Consider the following 17,987-nt stretch of genomic DNA (forward strand, 5'->3'; position numbering starts at 1 on the left):
ACCGATAAATCATTGTCATAGGGGCCTTATTGAATTTTAAGCAGTTGCGAATTTGCTCACAGTTAAATACTGTATGTTCGTACAGCTTAATAAGGACTACTCCGTGGCAAAGCCTTCCCAAGCAGCACCGAAACCTCCTGATGCCTACGAACTCCTGGCGGTTCGCGTGCAGAAAATCATCAATTCGACCAACGCTCAGAAAGCCAAGGCAGCCTTGATCTTCCGTTTGCCGGATGAGCCAGTGGATGAATGGGAGCGATTGCTGGAAGAGATTGCAGAAAACGACAACGTCACCCTTGCCCATCGTGATGACGGCGGCGTGCATATTTTCTGGGTTGTGCCGAAGGAAGATTGATTCAATGAGTGTGCGTTTCTTTACCGTGCTGTGCCTTTTTTTCGCTATCACCGCTCATGCCCAGGCACCCCGAACCTTCAGTGAAGCCAAGAAAATCGCCTGGAAGCTCTACGCCCCGCAATCCACGGAGTTCTACTGTGGATGCAAATACACCGCAAACCGGGTGGACCTGAAAGCCTGCGGCTACATCCCACGCAAAAACGCCAACCGCGCGGCACGGATTGAATGGGAACACATTGTTCCTGCTTGGCAGATCGGCCATCAACGCCAGTGTTGGCAGGACGGCGGACGCAAGAACTGCACCCGCTACGACGCCGTCTACAAGCGTGCCGAAGCGGATCTGCACAACTTGGTGCCGAGCATCGGCGAGGTCAACGGCGATCGCAGCAACTTCAGTTTTGGCTGGCTGCCGGTGCAAAGCGGGCAATACGGTTCATGCCTGACCCAGGTGGACTTCAAGGCCAAGAAGGTCATGCCCCGACCGTCCATACGCGGCATGATCGCCCGGACGTACTTCTATATGAGCAAACAGTACGGCTTGCGCCTGTCGAAACAGGACCGTCAGTTGTACGAAGCCTGGAACAAGACCTATCCGGCACAGCCCTGGGAACGCCAGCGCAATCAAACCGTGGCGTGTGTGATGGGACGCGGCAATGAGTTCGTCGGCCCGGTGAACTTGAAAGCCTGCGACTGAATGAGAGTAGGCGAGCGGAACCTTATATGTGCGCTCGCCCTCTTCTTACTGTGCGACCTTGTGTTCGATGACCTGCGACACAGTGTCATTTTTCTTGGCCTTGGCCAGTTTTTCCGTTAACTGTACCTGCTTCGCCTCGGCCTCGGCCTTGCTGCTGAAAGGCCCCATCAGAACCTGATCCTTGCCGTCTTCCTTGACCAGATAAAAACTGAATCCATGTTCGAGCAACCACGCGGTCAGATCCGTCAACGCCTGCAGCTTATGGTCTGGCGGGCCTACCCATACGTCCCACTCCTGGGCTCCAATCGTTGACGCCTGGGGCTGGACCTCAGCGGCTGCAGGCTTGGCCCTGGGGGTATCAACACTGCGACCTTCACCACAACCAGCCAATGCCAACACCACAATTGCCATCGCTACTTTACGCACTGCCCTGCTCCTTTAAGAATCAAAGAGGCAACTTTATCATTCACTGTCTATTCTGGCCGTCATAAACGCTGGCTTAAACAATGCGAATGATGTTTCTCAGACCTGTATGATGGCGCCATGGGAATTAATGCGGCCTCTATGCGTCCTAAAAGAAGCTGCCACAGGGAAGCGCGTCACAGCAAGCTACACACAACCGACATCTGCCCTGTCTGAAACATTTGTCCTTCAAAGCAATCAAGGAGAAGTCCATGCTGATACTCACCCGCAAAGTTGGTGAAAGCATAAACATCGGTGATGACATTACGATCACCATTCTGGGCGTTAGCGGCCAGCAAGTGAGAATCGGCATCAATGCGCCCAAGAATGTTGCAGTGCATCGTGAAGAGATCTACCAACGCATCCAGGCGGGCCTGACTGCCCCGGACAAACACGAAACACCTTGAAGCTTCTCCAGTAGCCAGCCCTTTCGTTCACTGTAACGGCTGGCGAAAGCCCCTTGGCCTGTTCGCGGTTTGCCGTGATCAACGCAGCGCTCACTCCCCCTCTGTGCTCCAGGCTTCGTCAACCCAGGCTGACGCCCCGTGCCATGCCGCTTGCCGCAATGACCATCAACACAATCAATAACGCTTGAACATAACTGATGCGCGCAAACAGTCCGGCCTTGCATAGGTCATGGCGGTTGCCACGAGCCAATGCAATCCGCCATTTGATCAAACGGATCATCGGTACGATTTCCAGCAACAGAATAAAAATGAACAAGGTCATTTTCAGGTAAAACAACGGCTGTTGAAGGTAGTACTCGGTGCCTTTCTCAAAGCCACCAAAGGCGCGCATACCGCCCGTTATGAGCAGCACCAACGCACTGATCCCCCAGAAATTATCCGCAATCAATACCTGCCGAACCGGCGATAAGTCTGTGCTTGTCAGGCTGCGCAGAGTCTTGCCACGAGCCAGTACGGCCGCAAAGGCCATGGCGAAAGCCAGCAGATGAACAGCCGCGAGAAGCCAGTGGGTCAACATGATGTGTGTTCCCCATCGTTGAAGACATTTTTGGACGGTTGCACAAGCGTTTCTCAGTATTAGCCCAACGCTGCAATCGCGCACGCCCGCCAAGGGAACTTGCGATCAATTCGGCAGCCGAATGCCGATAGAAATGTAATAAAACCTTACAGTGCACGCAGGAGCACGTTAATGAGGCGAACCAGCAAGCAGCCTTATTTCTCCAAATCCTGGATTATTGCCCTGCTTATTGGGCTGGCCTTCGTGGCTGTGGGGTACGGCGCAAGGTTCGAAATAGAAGATGCCAGCAACCCGGACGCTCCTTGCTGGCCGGATCTGGCGCTGTTTCTGTGCGGCTATCTATTATTCTTCTGCCTCAAGCCGATTCAAGCCGCCATTCATCGAAAACTGCGCCGACGGGCCTCCCGTAACGCCCATGAGAAAACTTCATCCTAACGGGGAGCAGCGCTCAACTCGCTCTAGAAATGTAGCAACCCCAGTATTAGATCGCCATCATTTACAGTCCTTCAGTAGAATCTATGCTTGGACCTGCATGGTCTGTAAAAGGCTCTAAAGCAGATGGACACTCTCAGCAAATCCGAAATCGAGGCCGCCCTGACGGCGCGTTTACCTAGTTACAACGTTGTCTGCACGCTGCATGCCGACGGCTCCCTGTCAGCAATCCTCAGCGGCCCGGATGCCGATCACTTTGCAGTGACCGGGATCGTCCGCGCGCATTACCGGGGAGCTGAAGCGATTGCCAGGCTGGCTCATGAAATCCTCAAGGAGATGGTGATTTCGCGTCAGGGCATCCGAGGCACGCGGTTGCAGACCCTGGCCAATAATCAGCCTCCAGCATGCCCTCCCGGCATCGACCAAGGCCGGACCTCGTAAAAGGTCTGACCTTTTTCATCTCAGTGCTGCTGAGGCAGCAACCGCAGGAAACCGTCTTCGTCACGATCGGCCAGCCATTGCTCATAACCAACAATCGTTGCGTGCTCTGTCGTCATGGGAGTCAAGTGCGCGGACGTAACCACCATGACATCCGCCCCCGCCGCCTCTCCGGCCAGGATACCAACCGTAGCATCCTCAAAGACCAGGCATTGCTGGGCTGGCACGCCCAACCGTTGCGCCCCCAACAGGTAACAAGTCGGATCAGGCTTGCCGCTGGCGACATCCTCAGCCGTCACCATAACTGCTGGCGGGACGATTCCTGCCGCTTGCAAACGGCGCAGGGCCAATGCCCTGGGTGCAGACGTCACCACTGCCCATTGATTGCCGGGCAGCGTTTTCAAAAACTCCACCGCGCCAGGGATTGCCACCACGCCCTCGATGTCCTCGATCTCGGCCTCGGAAATGCCCCGCGCCTCAGCGCATGCATCCACTCCAGGCAAGGCCTGCCGGGTGATAGTGTCAATGGCCCGAACGCCATGAATGGTGGTCAGGAACGCCTGCACATCCAGGCCATGGCGCTTGGCCCAGGCTGCCCAGACACGCTCTGCGGCGGCGATGGAGTTGAGAATGGTCCCGTCCATATCAAACAGAAATGCACGGTACCGGCTATCAAATACGGCTGAACCTTTGGCGGACACTGCTCGGCTTCCTCTCGCTCTCGTCGCCCGGTCTTGGGCCCTGACGAACCACTTGCCTGCTGCAATCTACGGATCGACCCAGGGCTTGTAAACGGACGAGGACGTGGAAAGCGCCCTCCCATTGCATTACAAACTTGTCATTGAGTTGTCAGCGTTACCAGCACCCTCACTTCATACAGTGAAGTCGTCAGTCACCCACACCCAGTGACACAACTTCCTACTGATAATGAAAGGGTCCACACCATGAAACCAATCAGCAAGCTCTGCCTGATCGCCGCCAGCCTGTTGATGCTGGGCACCGGTTCAGCCTTTGCCAGCACTTCGCCAGCCGCTCCCGTGATCCATGACAAGACCGGCTTCTTCGTCCACCTGGATGTCGACAAGGCGCTGTCCAGCACCGATATCTCGGATCAATGTGGAATCATCCCCGCCCGCCTCAACTACCTGGACCACCAGGGTCGGGAACATGTGCTGGACTATCAGGTATATGGCCTTGGCTGCACCAATGATAATTGATCGGGCTACACTTGCTTGCGCCCCCGCAACCCCACTGATCCAGGGCTGTGATGATGCCGAAAATGGACGGTTGGGAAGTCCTGCGCCGCCTGCGCAAAGAGGCCGACACTCCGGTGTGCTCCTCACCGCCCGCGATGACATCGCCGACCGCATCAATGGCCTGGGACTGTCCATCGTCGCGACGATCATGCAACTGCATAACGGTCGGTACAGCGTCAGCAGTGAAGACGGGGTGACATGTTTTGAGCTGTTTTTCCCGGGACGGCAGGCATGAGGCCCAATGATGTCAACTGACCTGCCCTCCCGTTTCTGCTACGTCCACCTGTGTGTTCCATGCCGTCAGCGCAGCAATCTGCAATCCTTCAACCAACGTTGCCAAAGCCATCGAAGGCTGCCCTGATATCGCACGCAAGGCTTGTTCTGGCAGGAGGGGCACGTGAATGAAACCACTGCGCACTGACGATCCAGCAAGTGCGTGTTGCAGGCTGTAGAACACCTGATTACACACAAAGGTGCCGGCCGTTTGCGAAACCGAAGCGCGAATCCCTCCGTCCCGTAGCGCTTTCACCATAGCCTTGATAGGTAAAGTGCTGAAGTAGGCGGCGGGACCATCGGGCACCACAGGAGTGTCGATAGGTTGGTGGCCGATATTATCCGGGATCCGTGCATCATTGAGGTTGATCGCCACCCGCTCGATGGAAATATCACTACGCCCGCAAGCCAGCCCGATGGCGATGACCATCTGCGGACGATGCTCGACCAGCAGTTCATTCAACCTGACGCCAGCGGTGGCGAAGGCACAAGGTAGTTGCCGGGCGATAATGCGCAGGTCGTCGCTCAGTTGCACGCCATCCAGCAGGCGCACGGCTTCCCAGGAAGGATTGACGGTGTCTTGGTCGAAGGGTTCGAAACCGGTGAGCAGCAGTGTTTGCATCATTGCCTCACATCAGCAGGTAAAGAAGAACGATATTGACCACCAGCATCATCAGCGCGGTCGGCATTTGCGCCTTGATCACCGCGTTTTTGTCGGGCAGCTCCAGCAACGCGGCCGGCACGATATTGAAGTTCGCCGCCATTGGCGTCATCAGCGTACCGCAGTAGCCGGAGAACATGCCGATAGCAGCCATCACCGCCGGGTTGCCACCGTAGACACCCACCAGCACCGGCACACCAATCCCGCCGGTCATCACCGGAAACGCCGCGAAACCATTACCCATAATCACCGTAAACAATGCCATGCCCAGCACGTAGACCATCACCGCCACCAATTTGAAGTCCAGGTTGATGTAGGTGGTGGCGACGTGGGCCACGGCGGTGCCGACTCCAGCCTCGTTGAAGAGCAGGCCGAGCATCGCCAGCATCTGCGGCAGAACCATTGCCCAGCCAAGCGCCTCAGTCAGGCGTCGGGATTCGCGCAAGGCCTGCACCGGCGTGTCACGGGTCAGCCAGCAAGCCAGCGCCAAGGCGATCAGACAGCCCACACCCAGGGAAACAAAGGTGGTGTTTTTCGGGTCAAGCAGTGGTACGCCACCGATTTCGGTGTGTTTGAGCAACACCGAGCCGATCACCGTAGTCAGCGGAATCGCCAGGGCCGGGATAAATAGTTTATGACCCAGCCGACCGGCACTGGCACGAGAGTCCTTGTCATGCAACTCGCCATGAGCACCACGGCCTACACCGCCAAGGCCTGCGATGACCGCCATCAGCACGACACCGATGCCGATTGCAATCGAGGGTAGGCGCTCCCCCACCAGAAAAGGGATGGCGAACAGCAGCCAAAACAACGAACTGGACCAGCGCTTGGGGTGCGTTCGGTCAGCCAGAATCATCCCGGCGGTGATCAACAGCAAAACCCCGGCCAGCCAGTACAGGTATTGAATGGAGATGATCATTGTGCCGCCTCCGTCTGGGTGGCAGCCGGCGCTACGGGCGACAACTCACGGGTCAGCATTCGGTCAAAACGGTGCAGGCGTATCGCATGAATGATGAAGGCGCAAATAGCGGTGGGAATGCCCCAGACGGCGATATGCAGCGGTTCGACATCAATCCCCGAACCCAGCAGGAAGGTATGCATCAGCGCAATCGCACCAAAAGCGACAAAGATATCTTCACCAAAAAACAGGCCCACATTGTCGGTCGCGGCACACATGGCCAAGACTTTGTGGCGAAGCTTTTCCGGGATTTCCCCGTAGCGCTTTTCAGCTGCGCCTTCAGCCATTGGCGCCAGGAGCGGACGCACCATCTGCGGATGCCCACCAAGACTGGTCAGCCCCATAGCAGCCGTAGACTCGCGGACAAACAGGTAGATAATCAGCAGGCGACCGACGGTAGCCCGCTCAAACCGGGCGATCCAGTTCTGCGCATGCAGTCTCAAGCCATGACGCTCCAGCAAGCCGATTACCGCCAACGGCAACAACAGAATCAGTTGCAAGGCACGGGTTTGCATGAAGCCGTCGCCCATGGTGGCGAGGATTTTTTCCAGGGGGAATTGAGCAGCAAGCCCGGTGGCAATCGCCGCAGCAGTCACTACCAGCAGCGGATTGAAGCGCAACACAAAGCCGACCACGATGACAAGTACGCCGATCAGCGGCCATAGGTTCACAACTGTTTGCATGGCGTGAGTCCTTGATTGCGTGCCGCGTCGCCAGTAACGCTGGAAGGAAAAAGACGAGAACGTCAGATTCGCTTCTGGATATGGCGGACAGCCCGACTCGGATTTTTATTATTGACCTGAAAGGTCTAGCGTCAGTGGTGGGCATCTTTGCTGCTTGGCAGCGGACGTGTCCAACAAGAAAAACTGTTGCTGCAAACCAATAAAGTTTGTGGGGGGGGATGAGCGCAGATCACACTCATTAACGATTTATTTGACGTTTTTTTCTCATTCCCAGCTCTACATTCGCCTCGCATTAAACATGCAAATGATTCGTATTGGTTAAGAGCCGTTGTCGCTTTCACGTGCATAAAATCAAAAAACAGGAACTTCCACCGCATGACTACCCCTCTCTCTTCGGTCCTCAAAAAAGCCCTGCTGGCCACCACACTGTTCAGTGCCGGACACGTCTACGCCACTACAGACACTGACGGCATTGTGGTCTACAACGCTCAACATGAAAGTCTGACCAAATCCTGGGTCGAAGGGTTTACCAAGGAAACCGGGATCAAGGTGACCTTACGCAATGGTGACGATACCGAGATGGGCAACCAGATCGTCCAGGAAGGCGCCGCGTCTCCGGCGGATGTGTTTCTGACCGAAAACTCCCCGGCCATGGTGCTGGTGGACAACGCGGGGCTGTTGGTACCCGTGGCGCCGACCACTCTGGAACAAGTCGGCGCCGCCTATCGCCCGGCCCACGGCAAGTGGCTGGGCATCGCCGCGCGCTCCACGGTGTTTGTCTACAACCCGGGCAAGCTGAAAGAAGCCGATCTGCCAAAAACCTTGCTGGACCTCGCCTCGCCAAGCTGGAAAGGCCGCTGGGCCGCGTCCCCGGCCGGCGCCGACTTCCAGGCCATCGTCGCCGCCGTGCTCGAACTCAAGGGCGAAGCCGCCACCCTCGACTGGCTCAAGGCGATGAAAGCCAATACCACCCTCTACCGTGGCAACAGCGCTGTGCTCAAGGCCGTCAACGCCGGCCAGGTCGACAGCGGCGTGATTTATCACTACTACAGCTTCGTCGATCAGGCCAAGACTGGCGAAAACAGTAAGAACACCTCCCTGCACTACTTCAAGCATCAGGATCCGGGCGCCTTTGTCAGCATCTCTGGTGGTGGTGTCCTGGCTTCCAGCAAACACAAGGAACAGGCTCAGGCCTTCTTGAAGTGGATCACCGGCAAGGACGGCCAGGCGATTCTCAAGACCGGCAAGTCGTTCGAATACGCTGTGGGCCAGAACGCCCAGTCGAACCCGAAACTGGTGCCGCTGGCGCAACTCGATGCGCCGAAGGTCGACGCCTCCAAGCTAGATAGCAAAAAAGCCGTCGAACTCATGATCCAGGCCGGATTGCTCTAACTTGCTGCCTGAAACCCTGCAAACGAGTGTCGCGCAAGCGATACCTGCCCGTTCGCCAAAACGCTCCCGTGACCCGTTCAAAAGCCGCGGTGGCGCGTGGGTGACCGGTTTATCGGTGTTGGTTTCGCTGCTGGCGCTGCTGCCAATTGCCTTTGTCATCGGCGAGTCCTGGCAAATCGGCTGGGCACAGATCGAAGCGCTGGTATTTCGGCCGCGAGTGTTCGAGTTGTTGATCAACACCGTGCTGCTGGTGGTGATCACCTTGCCCTTGTGCGTGGTGTTGGGCATTGCCCTAGCCTGGCTCACCGAACGGACCGACCTGCCGGGGCGGCGCGCCTGGTCATTGCTGGCCGTTGCACCGCTGGCGGTGCCGGCCTTCGTTCACAGCTACGCATGGGTCAGCCTGGTGCCATCGATTCACGGTTTGCCGGCTGGCGTGCTGGTGTCGGTGATCGCCTATTTCCCTTTTCTCTACTTGCCGGTGGCCGCGACATTGCGCCGGCTTGATCCTGCCATCGAAGACGTGGCCGAATCCCTCGGGCTCAAGCCCTGGGCGGTATTTTTCCGGGTGATACTGCCACAACTGCGCATGGCCATCTGCGGCGGCGCGCTACTGGTGGGCCTGCACCTACTGGCCGAATACGGCCTGTACGCAATGATCCGCTTTGACACCTTCACCACGGCGATCTTCGATCAGTTCAAATCCACCTTCAATGGCCCGGCGGCGAACATGCTGGCGGCAGTGCTGGCGCTGTGTTGCCTGGCGATGCTCACCGCCGAATCGGCAGCCCGAGGCAATGCCCGTTATGCTCGCGTAGGCTCGGGTAGTGCCCGGGAGCAGCGTGTCGTGCGGCTGAATGCGGGAACCACCGCCCTCGCCCTGAGCCTGCAGATCGTCACCTGCCTGGTGGCCTTGGGCGTGCCGCTGATCACCTTGGGCAAATGGCTGATTGCCGGTGGCCGTGAGGTCTGGCAACCGGGGGATTTGCTGCCCGCGCTGGAGCAAACCCTGCTGCTGGGGATTGCTGGCGCGGTACTGACCACCTGCGCGGCGGTGCCGATTGCCTGGCTGTCGATTCGTGCACCAGGTCGCTTGCAACGGGTGCTGGAAAGCTGCAACTACATCACCAGTTCGCTGCCCGGCATCGTCGTGGCCCTGGCCTTGGTGACCATGACCATCCACTTCGCCCGGCCGATCTACCAGACCACGATCACCGTGCTGCTCGCCTACCTGCTGATGTTCTTGCCCCGGGCGCTGGTGAGTTTGCGCGCTGGCATCGCCCAGGCACCGGTGGAACTGGAAAACATCGCCCGCAGCCTCGGCCGTTCTCCCGGCCGGGCCCTGTGGCTGATCACCATGCGTCTAGCCGCGCCGGCTGCGGCCGCAGGTAGCGCTTTGGTGTTCCTGGCAATCACCAATGAGCTGACCGCCACCCTGCTGTTGGCCCCCAACGGCACCCGCACCCTGGCTACCGGCTTCTGGGCCATGACCAGCGAAATTGACTACGCGGCAGCAGCCCCTTATGCGCTACTGATGATCCTGCTGTCGCTGCCGCTGACCGGCCTTCTTTATCACCAATCCAAACGTACGGCTGGCCGATGAACTCCCTCGAACTCACCTCGATCTGCAAATCCTTTGGCACTCAACGCGCCTTGGAAAACATCAACCTGTCGGTACCCACCGGCAGTCGAACAGTCATCGTCGGGCCTTCAGGTTCGGGTAAAACCACTTTGTTGCGGATGATTGCCGGGTTCGAATTCCCCGACTCCGGCAGCCTCACGCTCAACGGCCAACGGCTGGTGGATGACAGTCATGCAGTACCGGCCCATCAGCGGAAGATCGGTTACGTCCCACAAGACGGCGCCTTGTTCCCCCACATGACAGTGGCCGCCAACATCGGCTTCGGCCTAACCGTCAAGGGCGATGCCAGGCAGCAGCGCATCGCGGAACTGATGGACCGCGTGGCCCTCGATGCCCACATGGCCAAGCGTTGGCCCCATGAACTGTCCGGTGGGCAGCAACAGCGTGTGGCGCTGGCCCGGGCGCTGGCGCAACAGCCAAGGCTGATGCTGCTGGATGAGCCGTTTTCAGCGCTGGACACCGGCTTGCGCGTGTCGATGCGCAAAATGGTCGCACGGCTGCTGGAGGACGCAGGCGTCACCACCATTCTGGTGACCCATGACCAGAGCGAAGCCCTGTCTTTCGCCAATCAGTTGGCCGTGATGCGCCAAGGGCGCCTGGTGCAATCCGGCCACCCCATGGATCTGTATCAGTTTCCCAACGACGAGCAGACCGCCCTGTTCCTCGGCGATGCCGTAGTCATGCCCGCGAGGATCGAAGCCGGCTGGGCCCATTGCGATTTGGGGCGTATCGCGGTCAACAGCAAGGTGAACCGCGACACGGCGCAGATCATGCTGCGGCCCGAGCAGTTGCAAGTCAGCACGACAGCTGATTCGGGGTGTCGCGGGGTGGTGACCGATCGGGATTTCGGCGGCAACACCTGCACCCTGACCGTGGAGTTGCAACCCAGCAAGCTCGGGCCCGGCCGAGCAATATTGGTGCGCAGTTCCGGCCTGCAGGCTCCACGGGCCGGTAGCGTGGTTTGTCTCACTACTATGGGAACAGCCCATGTACTGATTGAGTGATCGCTCCAGTCACCGCAAGATTTATGATCATTGGCGGATTCAAGCGCCTGGAATGGATCAATGATGATCATCCCTCAGCCCCAGCTAAGTTTCGTGCCTTACCTTCTCCCCTGCGCCAACGATAGCGCGGTTAAGGAAAGGTAACCCAGATGAATGCCACAGCAGCCCGCTGGCTGAACAAAGTTCCCGAGGTGACGCTGTCATTCTGGGTGATCAAGATCCTGTCCACGACCGTGGGCGAAACCGGCGCAGACTATCTTGCCGTCGATGCAGGTTTCGGCGCGGGCTGGACCAGCATCGGCATGGCCGCCTTGCTCGCGGTCGCGCTGTTCTGCCAGATGCGTACCAAAGCCTACACTCCCTGGATCTACTGGCTGACCGTGGTGCTGGTGAGCGTCGTCGGCACCCAGATCACCGATATCCTCACCGATAAGCTGGACGTCAGCCTGTACACCAGCACGGCAATTTTCTCGGTGCTGCTGGCGAGCAACTTCCTGATCTGGTACCGGATGGAGCACAGCCTGTCGATCCGCGACATTGTCACTCCTCGGCGAGAGTTGTTCTATTGGGCGACGGTGCTCTGCACCTTTGCCCTTGGTACGGCTGCCGGCGACCTGGCGACTGAAGCACTGGGCTTAGGCTTTACGCTGGGTGCCGTGATCTTCGCCGTAATGATCGCCGTCACCCTGCTGGCCTGGCGCCTGGGTGCCAATGTGGTGCTGACCTTCTGGATCGCCTACATCCTGACCCGGCCATTCGGTGCCTCCCTCGGTGACTTGCTGACCCAGGCCAAGACCTATGGTGGCTTGGGCATGGGTTCCAGTTGGACCAGCGCCCTCTTCCTCTGCGTCATTGTTCTGTTGGTTGCCGTCGCGCAAATCAGCGTCGGTAATCGCAAAACCATCACCCAATAAACCTTCAAAAGCCAATCAAGGAAATCAACATGCGCCACGTTCAAAATCTTATTCGTCACGTCGCCATCGTCTCGTCGATCTTTTTGCTGAGCATTGCCGCCGGCTGCTCGAAACCCGCCGATAAACCCAAAGAAAATGTCACGTTGAGCTCGGCGAGCAGCCAGAGTCAAGCGGACTCGAAACTGGGTGACCTATCCGAGTTCCGTACCATAGCCGCTGACGTTGCCGCCCTCGTCGCCAAAAACGACCTGCCCGGTGCGAAAACCCGGATCAAGGATCTGGAGACAACCTGGGACTCCGCCGAGGCCGGCATCAAGCCTCGGGCCGCCAGCGACTGGCATGTCTTGGACAAGGCCATTGACCGGGCACTCTCTGCGTTGCGTATCGACAGCCCGAACCTGGGTGACTGCAAGGCCGCGATGGATGATTTGCTGAAGGCCTTTGACTCGATGAAGGGCTGACACGGGATTGGGCTGCGGACAAATGCCTGCACAGGTGCTTCAATACAGGCGCAACGGTCATCCCCATCGCGCCTTATTTTTCCGGAGAGGGACATGCGGATACTGCTGGTCGAAGACGATCCGATGATTGGCGATGCGATCCAGCGCGCGCTCAGCGATGCGAGTTACGCCGCCGACTGGGTCAAGAATGGCCTCACGGGCCTGGCCGCACTGGACACGCAGCACTACGACCTGGTGCTGTTGGACCTGGGCCTGCCCGGTAAGGATGGCCTGGAAATACTGACCAGCATTCGCGCCGGCGGCAACCCTGTTCCCTTGCTCATCATTACCGCCCGCGACAGCCTCGATGATCGGTTGCGCGGCCTCGACGGCGGCGCTGACGACTACCTGCTCAAACCCTTCGACATGGCTGAATTGCTCGCGCGTATGCGTGCGGTGCTGCGGCGCAAAGGCGGCAGCGCCCTGCCCTTACTCGGCAACGGCGTGGTGTCGCTGGACCTGCTTTCCAAGGAGGCCAGCACCGAGGAACACAGCGGCATCGCGCTTTCCAGCCGCGAATTTGCGCTGCTGCAAGCACTGTTGATCCGCCCAGGTGCGATTCTCTCGCGCAGCGAGCTCGAAGATCGCCTCTATGGCTGGGGCAACGAGGTAGAAAGCAACGCCATCGAGTTCTTGATTCACGCCTTGCGGCGCAAGTTGGGAAGTCACGTCATCAAGAACGTCAGGGGCATGGGATGGATGGTTTCAAAAAACGTTTGAGTGAGTCAGTGCAACTGCGACTTTCCGTGGTGCTGTCGCTGGCGATTCTGCTGGTCGCAATCGTTGCCAGCATTTTTGCATTCGTTTCAGCCTTTGAAGAAGCCCACGAACAGCAAGACGATACCTTGCGCCAAGTGGCCATGCTGTTTGATCGTCAGCATATGACCCTGCAATACCCGCAGGGCAAAGCAATAGAGGGCGATGATGAAGAATCCCGAGTCATCATTCAGTACCTGGACGACGGTAAACACGCCTCCGGAAACACCGATGAGGTCATGCCATTGCCATTTCCCACGACCTTGGCCGATGGTCTGTCCACGGTTGAGGTCGCTGGCGAAGCTTTTCGCGTACTGGTCAGAACGACCGCTCACGGCGAACGCATTGCTGTTGCCCAGGAGTCAGGTGCCCGCGACAAGGACGCCCGGGAAAGCGCCTGGCGCAGCTTGCTGCCCTTCCTGATTTTGTTCCCGGTCCTGTTGTTGGTGGTCAGCGACCTGGTGCGCAAGCTGTTTCGTCCAATTGCAATGCTCGCCACGGAAATCGACCAACGTGCCGAGCAGGAACTGCATCCGGTTGATGAGCAGCATCTGCCCACTGAAGTCCGCCCGTTCGTCGTGGCCATCAATCGCTTGCTGGCGCGCGTCGCACAGTCCATGGACAGCCAGCGTCGGTTTGTCGCTGATGCCGCCCATGAACTTCGCTCGCCCATGACAGCACTGTCCCTGCAAGCCGAAGGACTGGCGGCCACAGACATGTCGGAGGTGACCAGGGAGCGATTATTGCCACTGTCGCGGGGCATCGAGCGCGGCAGAAAACTGATCGATCAGTTGCTTACCTTGGCTGCCGCACAATCGGCATCGGTCCGGGTACAAACAGCGGTTTCAGTGCATGGAGTTTATCGACAGGTGTTGGAAGATCTATTGCCGCTGGCCGAGCGCAAACAGATCGATATCGGTGTCGAAAGCGCCGAAGACGTGCAGGTTACTTTCAACGAAATGGATCTGTTCACCTTGGTCAAAAATCTGGTTGATAACGCTATTCGCTATACCCCTCAGGGCGGGCGAATTGACCTGTCGGTTGAGCGGTCGCCAGGCACCGTCCAGCTGCAAGTCAAGGATTCAGGCCCTGGAATCGCAATAGAGGAACAAGAACGGGTATTTGATCCGTTCTATCGCAGCCTGGGAACCGACGAAGCCGGTTCCGGGCTTGGGCTGTCAATCGTCAAGGCAATCACCGATCGAACTGCGGCACGCATGCAGTTGACGTTTACAGATCCGGTGCAGAAACGCGGCTTGTGCGTCACAGTCTCACTAAAAGCAGATCGAGCATGAGGCCCTTTAAGTAACAATCAGCACTTCTTTTGACCTTACCAACTTCACATCTAGATGTGGCAGCTCCAGTCTTACCACTTCAAAAGTCACCACAGCTATAAACTCACTCTTCAAGTTCAGCTCCGGAAATAATTAGTGGGTCTGAAACCAGTCTCTACACTGACCGAACACAATCACCTATAGTCGTAGTGAAATATCCAAACGCCGCTGGTAATCTCCCAGCCACGTTCGCCAGCCATTAAGGGATGGGGGCAAAATAGAAGCCCTGGAGTCGCGAACCTCCGAGGCTTTACGTTTCAGGCCCATAGCTTTTTTATGAGTAGGGCTATGAGTAGCGCCCAGCAAATCATCAGAAAAACTGTAATCACAGTCCATTGCAGCCCCATCACCCAAGTCCAATTTGATTTAGTCACTTTTATCACCTAAAAAGAGATAAATCTGTAGAGGTTTTTCTGCATTCACTATTTAAAGGTAATGGCCCTCACATACGCTTGGGCATCCCGGCAGACTACCTGTTCATAACTGCCAGTTCGCCTCTCACAGCGACTGTCCCTTTCCTTGGGTTCGCGGTGCTGTAGCAAATATCCATCGTGTCCAGGCGAAATCCTTCGAACACCCGCCGGATATCTAGGTGATCGTTGATGCTGACCATCACCGTGCCCTGGCAGCTCACGCAAAAGTCACCACTAAGCTGACACGTCGAGATACTCAGGGATTCTCAATATCTTTAGCCAGCACTTTACCCCGCACCGCACACAGTTGTGCCAGGCGCCTACGCCAATCTCCAGCATGATTTATCTGGCACTCTTCTTCTGAGTCGAAGCGCACGCAGCGTTCTAATTGGCTCACTTCAACATCCGCTTCGCTCAACGCCATGGCGGTCAACTCACGCATTCGCGCGTCCCGTCCAGCTGAAAGTGCCTGCTCCTTGTTTGTCCGGGTATCAAATACCCAGATCACTCGCAGACTTTGTGAAAACGCTTGGTAGTCAACCTTATGAGTCAGCCAATCAAATCCACTGATTTCAGCTTTAGCTATTTCGCAGGCTTCTGTAAGAGTCGCAATCAGACGGCGCTCGATGCGAGCGTGGTCGCGCTTGTTTAATGGCATGGCAGGCTCCGGAGGAAAATACAGAGTGGAACAAGCACTGACTTGCCTGCACGTCTACGGATGCGTTTTGAGCCAAGGTCAGGGAGATTGATCAAAGAGCCAACGAAGGGGCCACTTGGCCTCCTCATGGAATACTATGCTGGAGAGACGGCACGAAACTCAACGGTGAGGTGGCTCACTTCGTGGACAGGCTTTAAGCGTTCACGAATGTTATCCGCATTCGTAGTGGACTTACCTAGAACACTTACAATTGCCGCATGGGCTTCTGGCCCGACCCGCCAGACGTGTAAGTCTGTAATGGTCGCATCGCCAGGCTGTTCAACCAGTTCGCGAATTTCCTCCGCAACATGGTCGTCAGTTTGATCCAGTAGGACGCCAGCAGTCGCCTTCATCAAGCTCCACGCCCACCGTGCGATAACAATAGCGCCGACGATTCCCATCGCTGGATCCAGCCAGACCCAGCCGAGATATCGCCCGGCGAGCAGGGCTGCAATGGCAAGAACGGACGTCAGGGCATCTGCGATCACATGAACGTATGCCGACCGGAGATTGTTATCGTTGCCATGACGATTTTGGTTATGACTGTGTTCGTGGTCATGGTTATGACCGTGACCGAGCAACAGCGCGCTCACGATATTGACTATCAGGCCAACGATGGCAATGAGCGTGGCTGTACCGAATTGAACTTCTGTAGGCTGGAGCAGGCGAATCACCGACTCTACGCCGATTCCCAGGGCAACCAATCCGAGAATTAAGGCCGACGCAAAACCGCCCAAATCTCCAACCTTACCGGTACCAAAACTGTAACGGGCGCTGGACGCATTGCGCTTGGCATACGCGTAAGCCGCAGCGGCGATGCCCAAGGCGCCAGCGTGGGTCGCCATATGGAATCCATCGGCAAGTAGGGCCATGGAACCGGTGATGTAGCCGGCAGCAATTTCCCCGACCATCATGACGACGGTAAGCATTACCACCCAGAGGGTGCGTTTCGCATTTTCATCGTGTGCCGATCCGAGGAATACGTGTTCGTGTGTGTAACTGATGTCGCTGTTCATTCAGTTCAAGCCCGCGTCGTCACTTGGAATAGCGCCGGATAGCTTCAAGAAGCTCTTCCACACCCTTGTTACGCTCCTCATCGCTGAGCGCTGGGTTAGCGACGTGCTCCCTAGCGTGATCTTCGATGATTTCGTCCATCAACCCATTAATGGCTCCGCGTGTAGCGGCGACCAAATGCAGCGTTTTGGCACAGTCATGATCTGACTCCAAAGCCCTTTCGACTGCCTGGATTTGCCCAGCAATGCGCTTTACACGCTTAAGAAGATCGTCTTTGTTTGAAGCTGTGTGAGCCATACTATACCCCCCCTACCTATGCAGAAGAATGTCATACCCCACCCAGCTATGCAAGGATATGTGGCCACCCTCTGGGAAAGGCAGCCCAGGGCTTACTGAAGGTGAGGGGCGATTCAATCCGCGCTTTAGGTGCATGACTTTACGAGCAGCAGCCCCCCCAGGCACACATCCAGGCGCGCATGAGAAGATGACCAGGCACTACCAGGACGGTCACTACGCGAAGCAGATCGAGTGCGTGGAAGTTGGCGTTTTGAGTGGAAATTTTGAAAATCGAAAACAACAAAAAAGGGCCCACCTTTCGGTGAGCCCTTCTAGACCGCCCAGCAGAGCGGATTTTGTTTGGTAGGCGCGATTGGACTCGAACCAACGACCCCCACCATGTCAAGAGCCACCCTGCTAAGCGCTAGGCCACGCAGCCTATAGCTCTAAGGAAACGCCCATTCACATTATGAGGCGTCAACCATGGCTAACATTCGCTCCCTTCCCTCTGGCAACTGGAACGCTCAGGTTCGGTTGAGAGGAAGTCCCCCGCAATCCAAAACATTCCCTACTCAGGCATTGGCTCAGGCATGGGCTGACCAGTTAGAGGCTGTCACCAAGACGCATCAGACGCACACCCTTTACACGCTTGGCATGACCTATTGCGAAACCATGCTCAAGGGCAAGGGTAGCTATGACCATGCAATCAAGATTGTTGACCAGTGAACGAGCCCCATGAAAGACAGGACACCGTTTCCCCCTTACGATAAGGGATAGGCAAACGGTTATGTTTATGACTAATAGCAACGATAAGAGTGGTGAGCTTTTGGGTCAGGAGCGGCGGCGCCG

Annotated in this window: 22 protein-coding genes and 2 pseudogenes; 15 read left to right on the forward strand and 9 right to left on the reverse strand. The window is 57.1% G+C overall.

Annotated features, from left to right (window positions below):
* Positions 1–103: 103 nt before the first annotated feature.
* Positions 104–355 carry a DUF1654 domain-containing protein gene (locus FQ182_RS27700; RefSeq protein WP_178114547.1) on the forward strand — a complete coding sequence of 84 codons (252 nt, stop codon included), beginning with the start codon at positions 104–106 and terminating at the stop codon, positions 353–355.
* Between the two features lie 4 nt (positions 356–359).
* A complete protein-coding gene (locus tag FQ182_RS27705; RefSeq protein ID WP_149414777.1) occupies positions 360–1,049 on the forward strand; it encodes an endonuclease in 690 nt (229 codons plus the stop codon).
* A gap of 45 nt (positions 1,050–1,094) precedes the next feature.
* Here FQ182_RS27705 and FQ182_RS27710 read toward each other — a convergent pair whose 3' ends face one another.
* Positions 1,095–1,460 carry an SPOR domain-containing protein gene (locus FQ182_RS27710; RefSeq protein ID WP_149414796.1) on the reverse strand — a complete coding sequence of 122 codons (366 nt, stop codon included), beginning with the start codon at positions 1,458–1,460 and terminating at the stop codon, positions 1,095–1,097.
* A gap of 263 nt (positions 1,461–1,723) precedes the next feature.
* On the opposite strand from FQ182_RS27710, the gene csrA reads away from it, so the two are divergent.
* On the forward strand, positions 1,724–1,918 hold the full coding sequence (gene csrA, locus FQ182_RS27715) for a carbon storage regulator CsrA (protein ID WP_149414778.1): 195 nt from the start codon (positions 1,724–1,726) through the stop codon (positions 1,916–1,918).
* Between the two features lie 118 nt (positions 1,919–2,036).
* Here csrA and FQ182_RS27720 read toward each other — a convergent pair whose 3' ends face one another.
* The gene (locus FQ182_RS27720) at positions 2,037–2,495 is read right to left on the reverse strand and encodes a DUF2214 family protein (protein WP_149414779.1); all 459 of its coding nucleotides are present in this window, start codon (positions 2,493–2,495) and stop codon (positions 2,037–2,039) included.
* Positions 2,496–2,666: 171 nt separating this feature from the next.
* On the opposite strand from FQ182_RS27720, the gene FQ182_RS27725 reads away from it, so the two are divergent.
* A complete protein-coding gene (locus FQ182_RS27725; protein ID WP_149414780.1) occupies positions 2,667–2,930 on the forward strand; it encodes a hypothetical protein in 264 nt (87 codons plus the stop codon).
* Between the two features lie 123 nt (positions 2,931–3,053).
* Entirely contained in the window at positions 3,054–3,368 is a 315-nt protein-coding gene (locus FQ182_RS27730; RefSeq protein WP_149414781.1) for a hypothetical protein, read from the forward strand.
* A gap of 20 nt (positions 3,369–3,388) precedes the next feature.
* Here the strand turns inward: FQ182_RS27730 and FQ182_RS27735 are convergent, their stop codons facing one another.
* Positions 3,389–4,066, reverse strand: coding sequence for an HAD-IA family hydrolase (locus FQ182_RS27735; protein ID WP_149414782.1), 678 nt, complete (start codon positions 4,064–4,066; stop codon positions 3,389–3,391).
* 243 nt (positions 4,067–4,309) lie between these two features.
* Between FQ182_RS27735 and FQ182_RS27740 the strand changes: the two genes are divergently transcribed.
* Both FQ182_RS27740 and FQ182_RS27745 read left to right on the forward strand, forming a co-directional pair.
* A complete protein-coding gene (locus FQ182_RS27740; protein ID WP_149414783.1) occupies positions 4,310–4,582 on the forward strand; it encodes a DUF2790 domain-containing protein in 273 nt (90 codons plus the stop codon).
* Between the two features lie 47 nt (positions 4,583–4,629).
* Positions 4,630–4,751, forward strand: a pseudogene (locus FQ182_RS27745) (response regulator); the annotation flags it as partial.
* A gap of 117 nt (positions 4,752–4,868) precedes the next feature.
* On the opposite strand, the gene pcp reads toward FQ182_RS27745, so the two are convergent.
* Genes pcp through FQ182_RS27760 form a run of 3 tightly spaced genes read right to left on the reverse strand, consistent with a single transcriptional unit; the run spans position 4,869 to position 7,196 of the window.
* Positions 4,869–5,516: a pyroglutamyl-peptidase I gene (pcp, locus tag FQ182_RS27750; protein ID WP_149414797.1), complete on the reverse strand. Its 648-nt coding sequence runs from the start codon at positions 5,514–5,516 to the stop codon at positions 4,869–4,871.
* 7 nt (positions 5,517–5,523) lie between these two features.
* Positions 5,524–6,474 (reverse strand): DUF979 domain-containing protein, encoded by a 951-nt coding sequence (locus FQ182_RS27755; RefSeq protein WP_149414784.1) that lies wholly within the window; start codon positions 6,472–6,474, stop codon positions 5,524–5,526.
* Positions 6,471–7,196, reverse strand: coding sequence for a DUF969 domain-containing protein (locus tag FQ182_RS27760; protein ID WP_149414785.1), 726 nt, complete (start codon positions 7,194–7,196; stop codon positions 6,471–6,473). The genes FQ182_RS27755 and FQ182_RS27760 overlap by 4 nt, the downstream gene beginning before the upstream one ends.
* Before the next feature lie 375 nt (positions 7,197–7,571).
* Here FQ182_RS27760 and FQ182_RS27765 point away from each other — a divergent pair, with 375 nt between their 5' ends.
* The 7 genes from FQ182_RS27765 (at position 7,572) to FQ182_RS27795 (ending at position 14,699) form a co-directional block, all read left to right on the forward strand.
* The gene (locus FQ182_RS27765; RefSeq protein ID WP_149414786.1) at positions 7,572–8,588 is read left to right on the forward strand and encodes an iron ABC transporter substrate-binding protein; all 1,017 of its coding nucleotides are present in this window, start codon (positions 7,572–7,574) and stop codon (positions 8,586–8,588) included.
* A gap of 1 nt (position 8,589) precedes the next feature.
* Positions 8,590–10,191 (forward strand): ABC transporter permease, encoded by a 1,602-nt coding sequence (locus FQ182_RS27770; protein WP_371923919.1) that lies wholly within the window; start codon positions 8,590–8,592, stop codon positions 10,189–10,191.
* Positions 10,188–11,234 carry an ABC transporter ATP-binding protein gene (locus tag FQ182_RS27775; protein ID WP_149414787.1) on the forward strand — a complete coding sequence of 349 codons (1,047 nt, stop codon included), beginning with the start codon at positions 10,188–10,190 and terminating at the stop codon, positions 11,232–11,234. The genes FQ182_RS27770 and FQ182_RS27775 overlap by 4 nt, the downstream gene beginning before the upstream one ends.
* A gap of 149 nt (positions 11,235–11,383) precedes the next feature.
* The gene (locus FQ182_RS27780; RefSeq protein WP_149414788.1) at positions 11,384–12,148 is read left to right on the forward strand and encodes a hypothetical protein; all 765 of its coding nucleotides are present in this window, start codon (positions 11,384–11,386) and stop codon (positions 12,146–12,148) included.
* 29 nt (positions 12,149–12,177) lie between these two features.
* Positions 12,178–12,609 (forward strand): hypothetical protein, encoded by a 432-nt coding sequence (locus FQ182_RS27785; RefSeq protein ID WP_149414789.1) that lies wholly within the window; start codon positions 12,178–12,180, stop codon positions 12,607–12,609.
* 93 nt (positions 12,610–12,702) lie between these two features.
* Complete coding sequence (locus FQ182_RS27790) at positions 12,703–13,368, forward strand: response regulator transcription factor (RefSeq protein ID WP_149414790.1); 666 nt, start codon at positions 12,703–12,705, stop codon at positions 13,366–13,368.
* A complete protein-coding gene (locus tag FQ182_RS27795; RefSeq protein ID WP_149414791.1) occupies positions 13,344–14,699 on the forward strand; it encodes an ATP-binding protein in 1,356 nt (451 codons plus the stop codon). The genes FQ182_RS27790 and FQ182_RS27795 overlap by 25 nt, the downstream gene beginning before the upstream one ends.
* Positions 14,700–15,407: 708 nt before the next feature.
* Here the strand turns inward: FQ182_RS27795 and FQ182_RS27805 are convergent.
* The 3 genes from FQ182_RS27805 to FQ182_RS27815 form a co-directional block, all read right to left on the reverse strand.
* Positions 15,408–15,809 carry a hypothetical protein gene (locus tag FQ182_RS27805; protein WP_149414792.1) on the reverse strand — a complete coding sequence of 134 codons (402 nt, stop codon included), beginning with the start codon at positions 15,807–15,809 and terminating at the stop codon, positions 15,408–15,410.
* Positions 15,810–15,943: 134 nt separating this feature from the next.
* Complete coding sequence (dmeF, locus tag FQ182_RS27810) at positions 15,944–16,864, reverse strand: CDF family Co(II)/Ni(II) efflux transporter DmeF (RefSeq protein WP_149414793.1); 921 nt, start codon at positions 16,862–16,864, stop codon at positions 15,944–15,946.
* 19 nt (positions 16,865–16,883) lie between these two features.
* Positions 16,884–17,159: a metal/formaldehyde-sensitive transcriptional repressor gene (locus FQ182_RS27815; protein ID WP_149414794.1), complete on the reverse strand. Its 276-nt coding sequence runs from the start codon at positions 17,157–17,159 to the stop codon at positions 16,884–16,886.
* A gap of 462 nt (positions 17,160–17,621) precedes the next feature.
* On the opposite strand from FQ182_RS27815, the pseudogene FQ182_RS27825 reads away from it, so the two are divergent.
* A pseudogene (locus tag FQ182_RS27825) lies at positions 17,622–17,861 on the forward strand (site-specific integrase); the annotation flags it as partial.
* Positions 17,862–17,987 lie beyond the last annotated feature (126 nt).

Origin of the sequence: Pseudomonas sp. ANT_H4 (assembly GCF_008369295.1) — a bacterium.
Lineage (GTDB): Bacteria > Pseudomonadota > Gammaproteobacteria > Pseudomonadales > Pseudomonadaceae > Aquipseudomonas.

Coding starts and splice junctions, on each gene's coding strand:
- FQ182_RS27705 (WP_149414777.1), top strand. CDS start 360: ATGAGTGTGCGTTTCTTTACCGTGCTGTGCCTTTTTTTCGCTATCACC.
- FQ182_RS27710 (WP_149414796.1), bottom strand. CDS start 1,460: ATGGCAATTGTGGTGTTGGCATTGGCTGGTTGTGGTGAAGGTCGCAGT.
- csrA (WP_149414778.1), top strand. CDS start 1,724: ATGCTGATACTCACCCGCAAAGTTGGTGAAAGCATAAACATCGGTGAT.
- FQ182_RS27720 (WP_149414779.1), bottom strand. CDS start 2,495: ATGTTGACCCACTGGCTTCTCGCGGCTGTTCATCTGCTGGCTTTCGCC.
- FQ182_RS27725 (WP_149414780.1), top strand. CDS start 2,667: ATGAGGCGAACCAGCAAGCAGCCTTATTTCTCCAAATCCTGGATTATT.
- FQ182_RS27730 (WP_149414781.1), top strand. CDS start 3,054: ATGGACACTCTCAGCAAATCCGAAATCGAGGCCGCCCTGACGGCGCGT.
- FQ182_RS27740 (WP_149414783.1), top strand. CDS start 4,310: ATGAAACCAATCAGCAAGCTCTGCCTGATCGCCGCCAGCCTGTTGATG.
- pcp (WP_149414797.1), bottom strand. CDS start 5,516: ATGCAAACACTGCTGCTCACCGGTTTCGAACCCTTCGACCAAGACACC.
- FQ182_RS27755 (WP_149414784.1), bottom strand. CDS start 6,474: ATGATCATCTCCATTCAATACCTGTACTGGCTGGCCGGGGTTTTGCTG.
- FQ182_RS27760 (WP_149414785.1), bottom strand. CDS start 7,196: ATGCAAACAGTTGTGAACCTATGGCCGCTGATCGGCGTACTTGTCATC.
- FQ182_RS27765 (WP_149414786.1), top strand. CDS start 7,572: ATGACTACCCCTCTCTCTTCGGTCCTCAAAAAAGCCCTGCTGGCCACC.
- FQ182_RS27775 (WP_149414787.1), top strand. CDS start 10,188: ATGAACTCCCTCGAACTCACCTCGATCTGCAAATCCTTTGGCACTCAA.
- FQ182_RS27780 (WP_149414788.1), top strand. CDS start 11,384: ATGAATGCCACAGCAGCCCGCTGGCTGAACAAAGTTCCCGAGGTGACG.
- FQ182_RS27785 (WP_149414789.1), top strand. CDS start 12,178: ATGCGCCACGTTCAAAATCTTATTCGTCACGTCGCCATCGTCTCGTCG.
- FQ182_RS27790 (WP_149414790.1), top strand. CDS start 12,703: ATGCGGATACTGCTGGTCGAAGACGATCCGATGATTGGCGATGCGATC.
- FQ182_RS27795 (WP_149414791.1), top strand. CDS start 13,344: ATGGATGGTTTCAAAAAACGTTTGAGTGAGTCAGTGCAACTGCGACTT.
- FQ182_RS27805 (WP_149414792.1), bottom strand. CDS start 15,809: ATGCCATTAAACAAGCGCGACCACGCTCGCATCGAGCGCCGTCTGATT.
- dmeF (WP_149414793.1), bottom strand. CDS start 16,864: ATGAACAGCGACATCAGTTACACACACGAACACGTATTCCTCGGATCG.
- FQ182_RS27815 (WP_149414794.1), bottom strand. CDS start 17,159: ATGGCTCACACAGCTTCAAACAAAGACGATCTTCTTAAGCGTGTAAAG.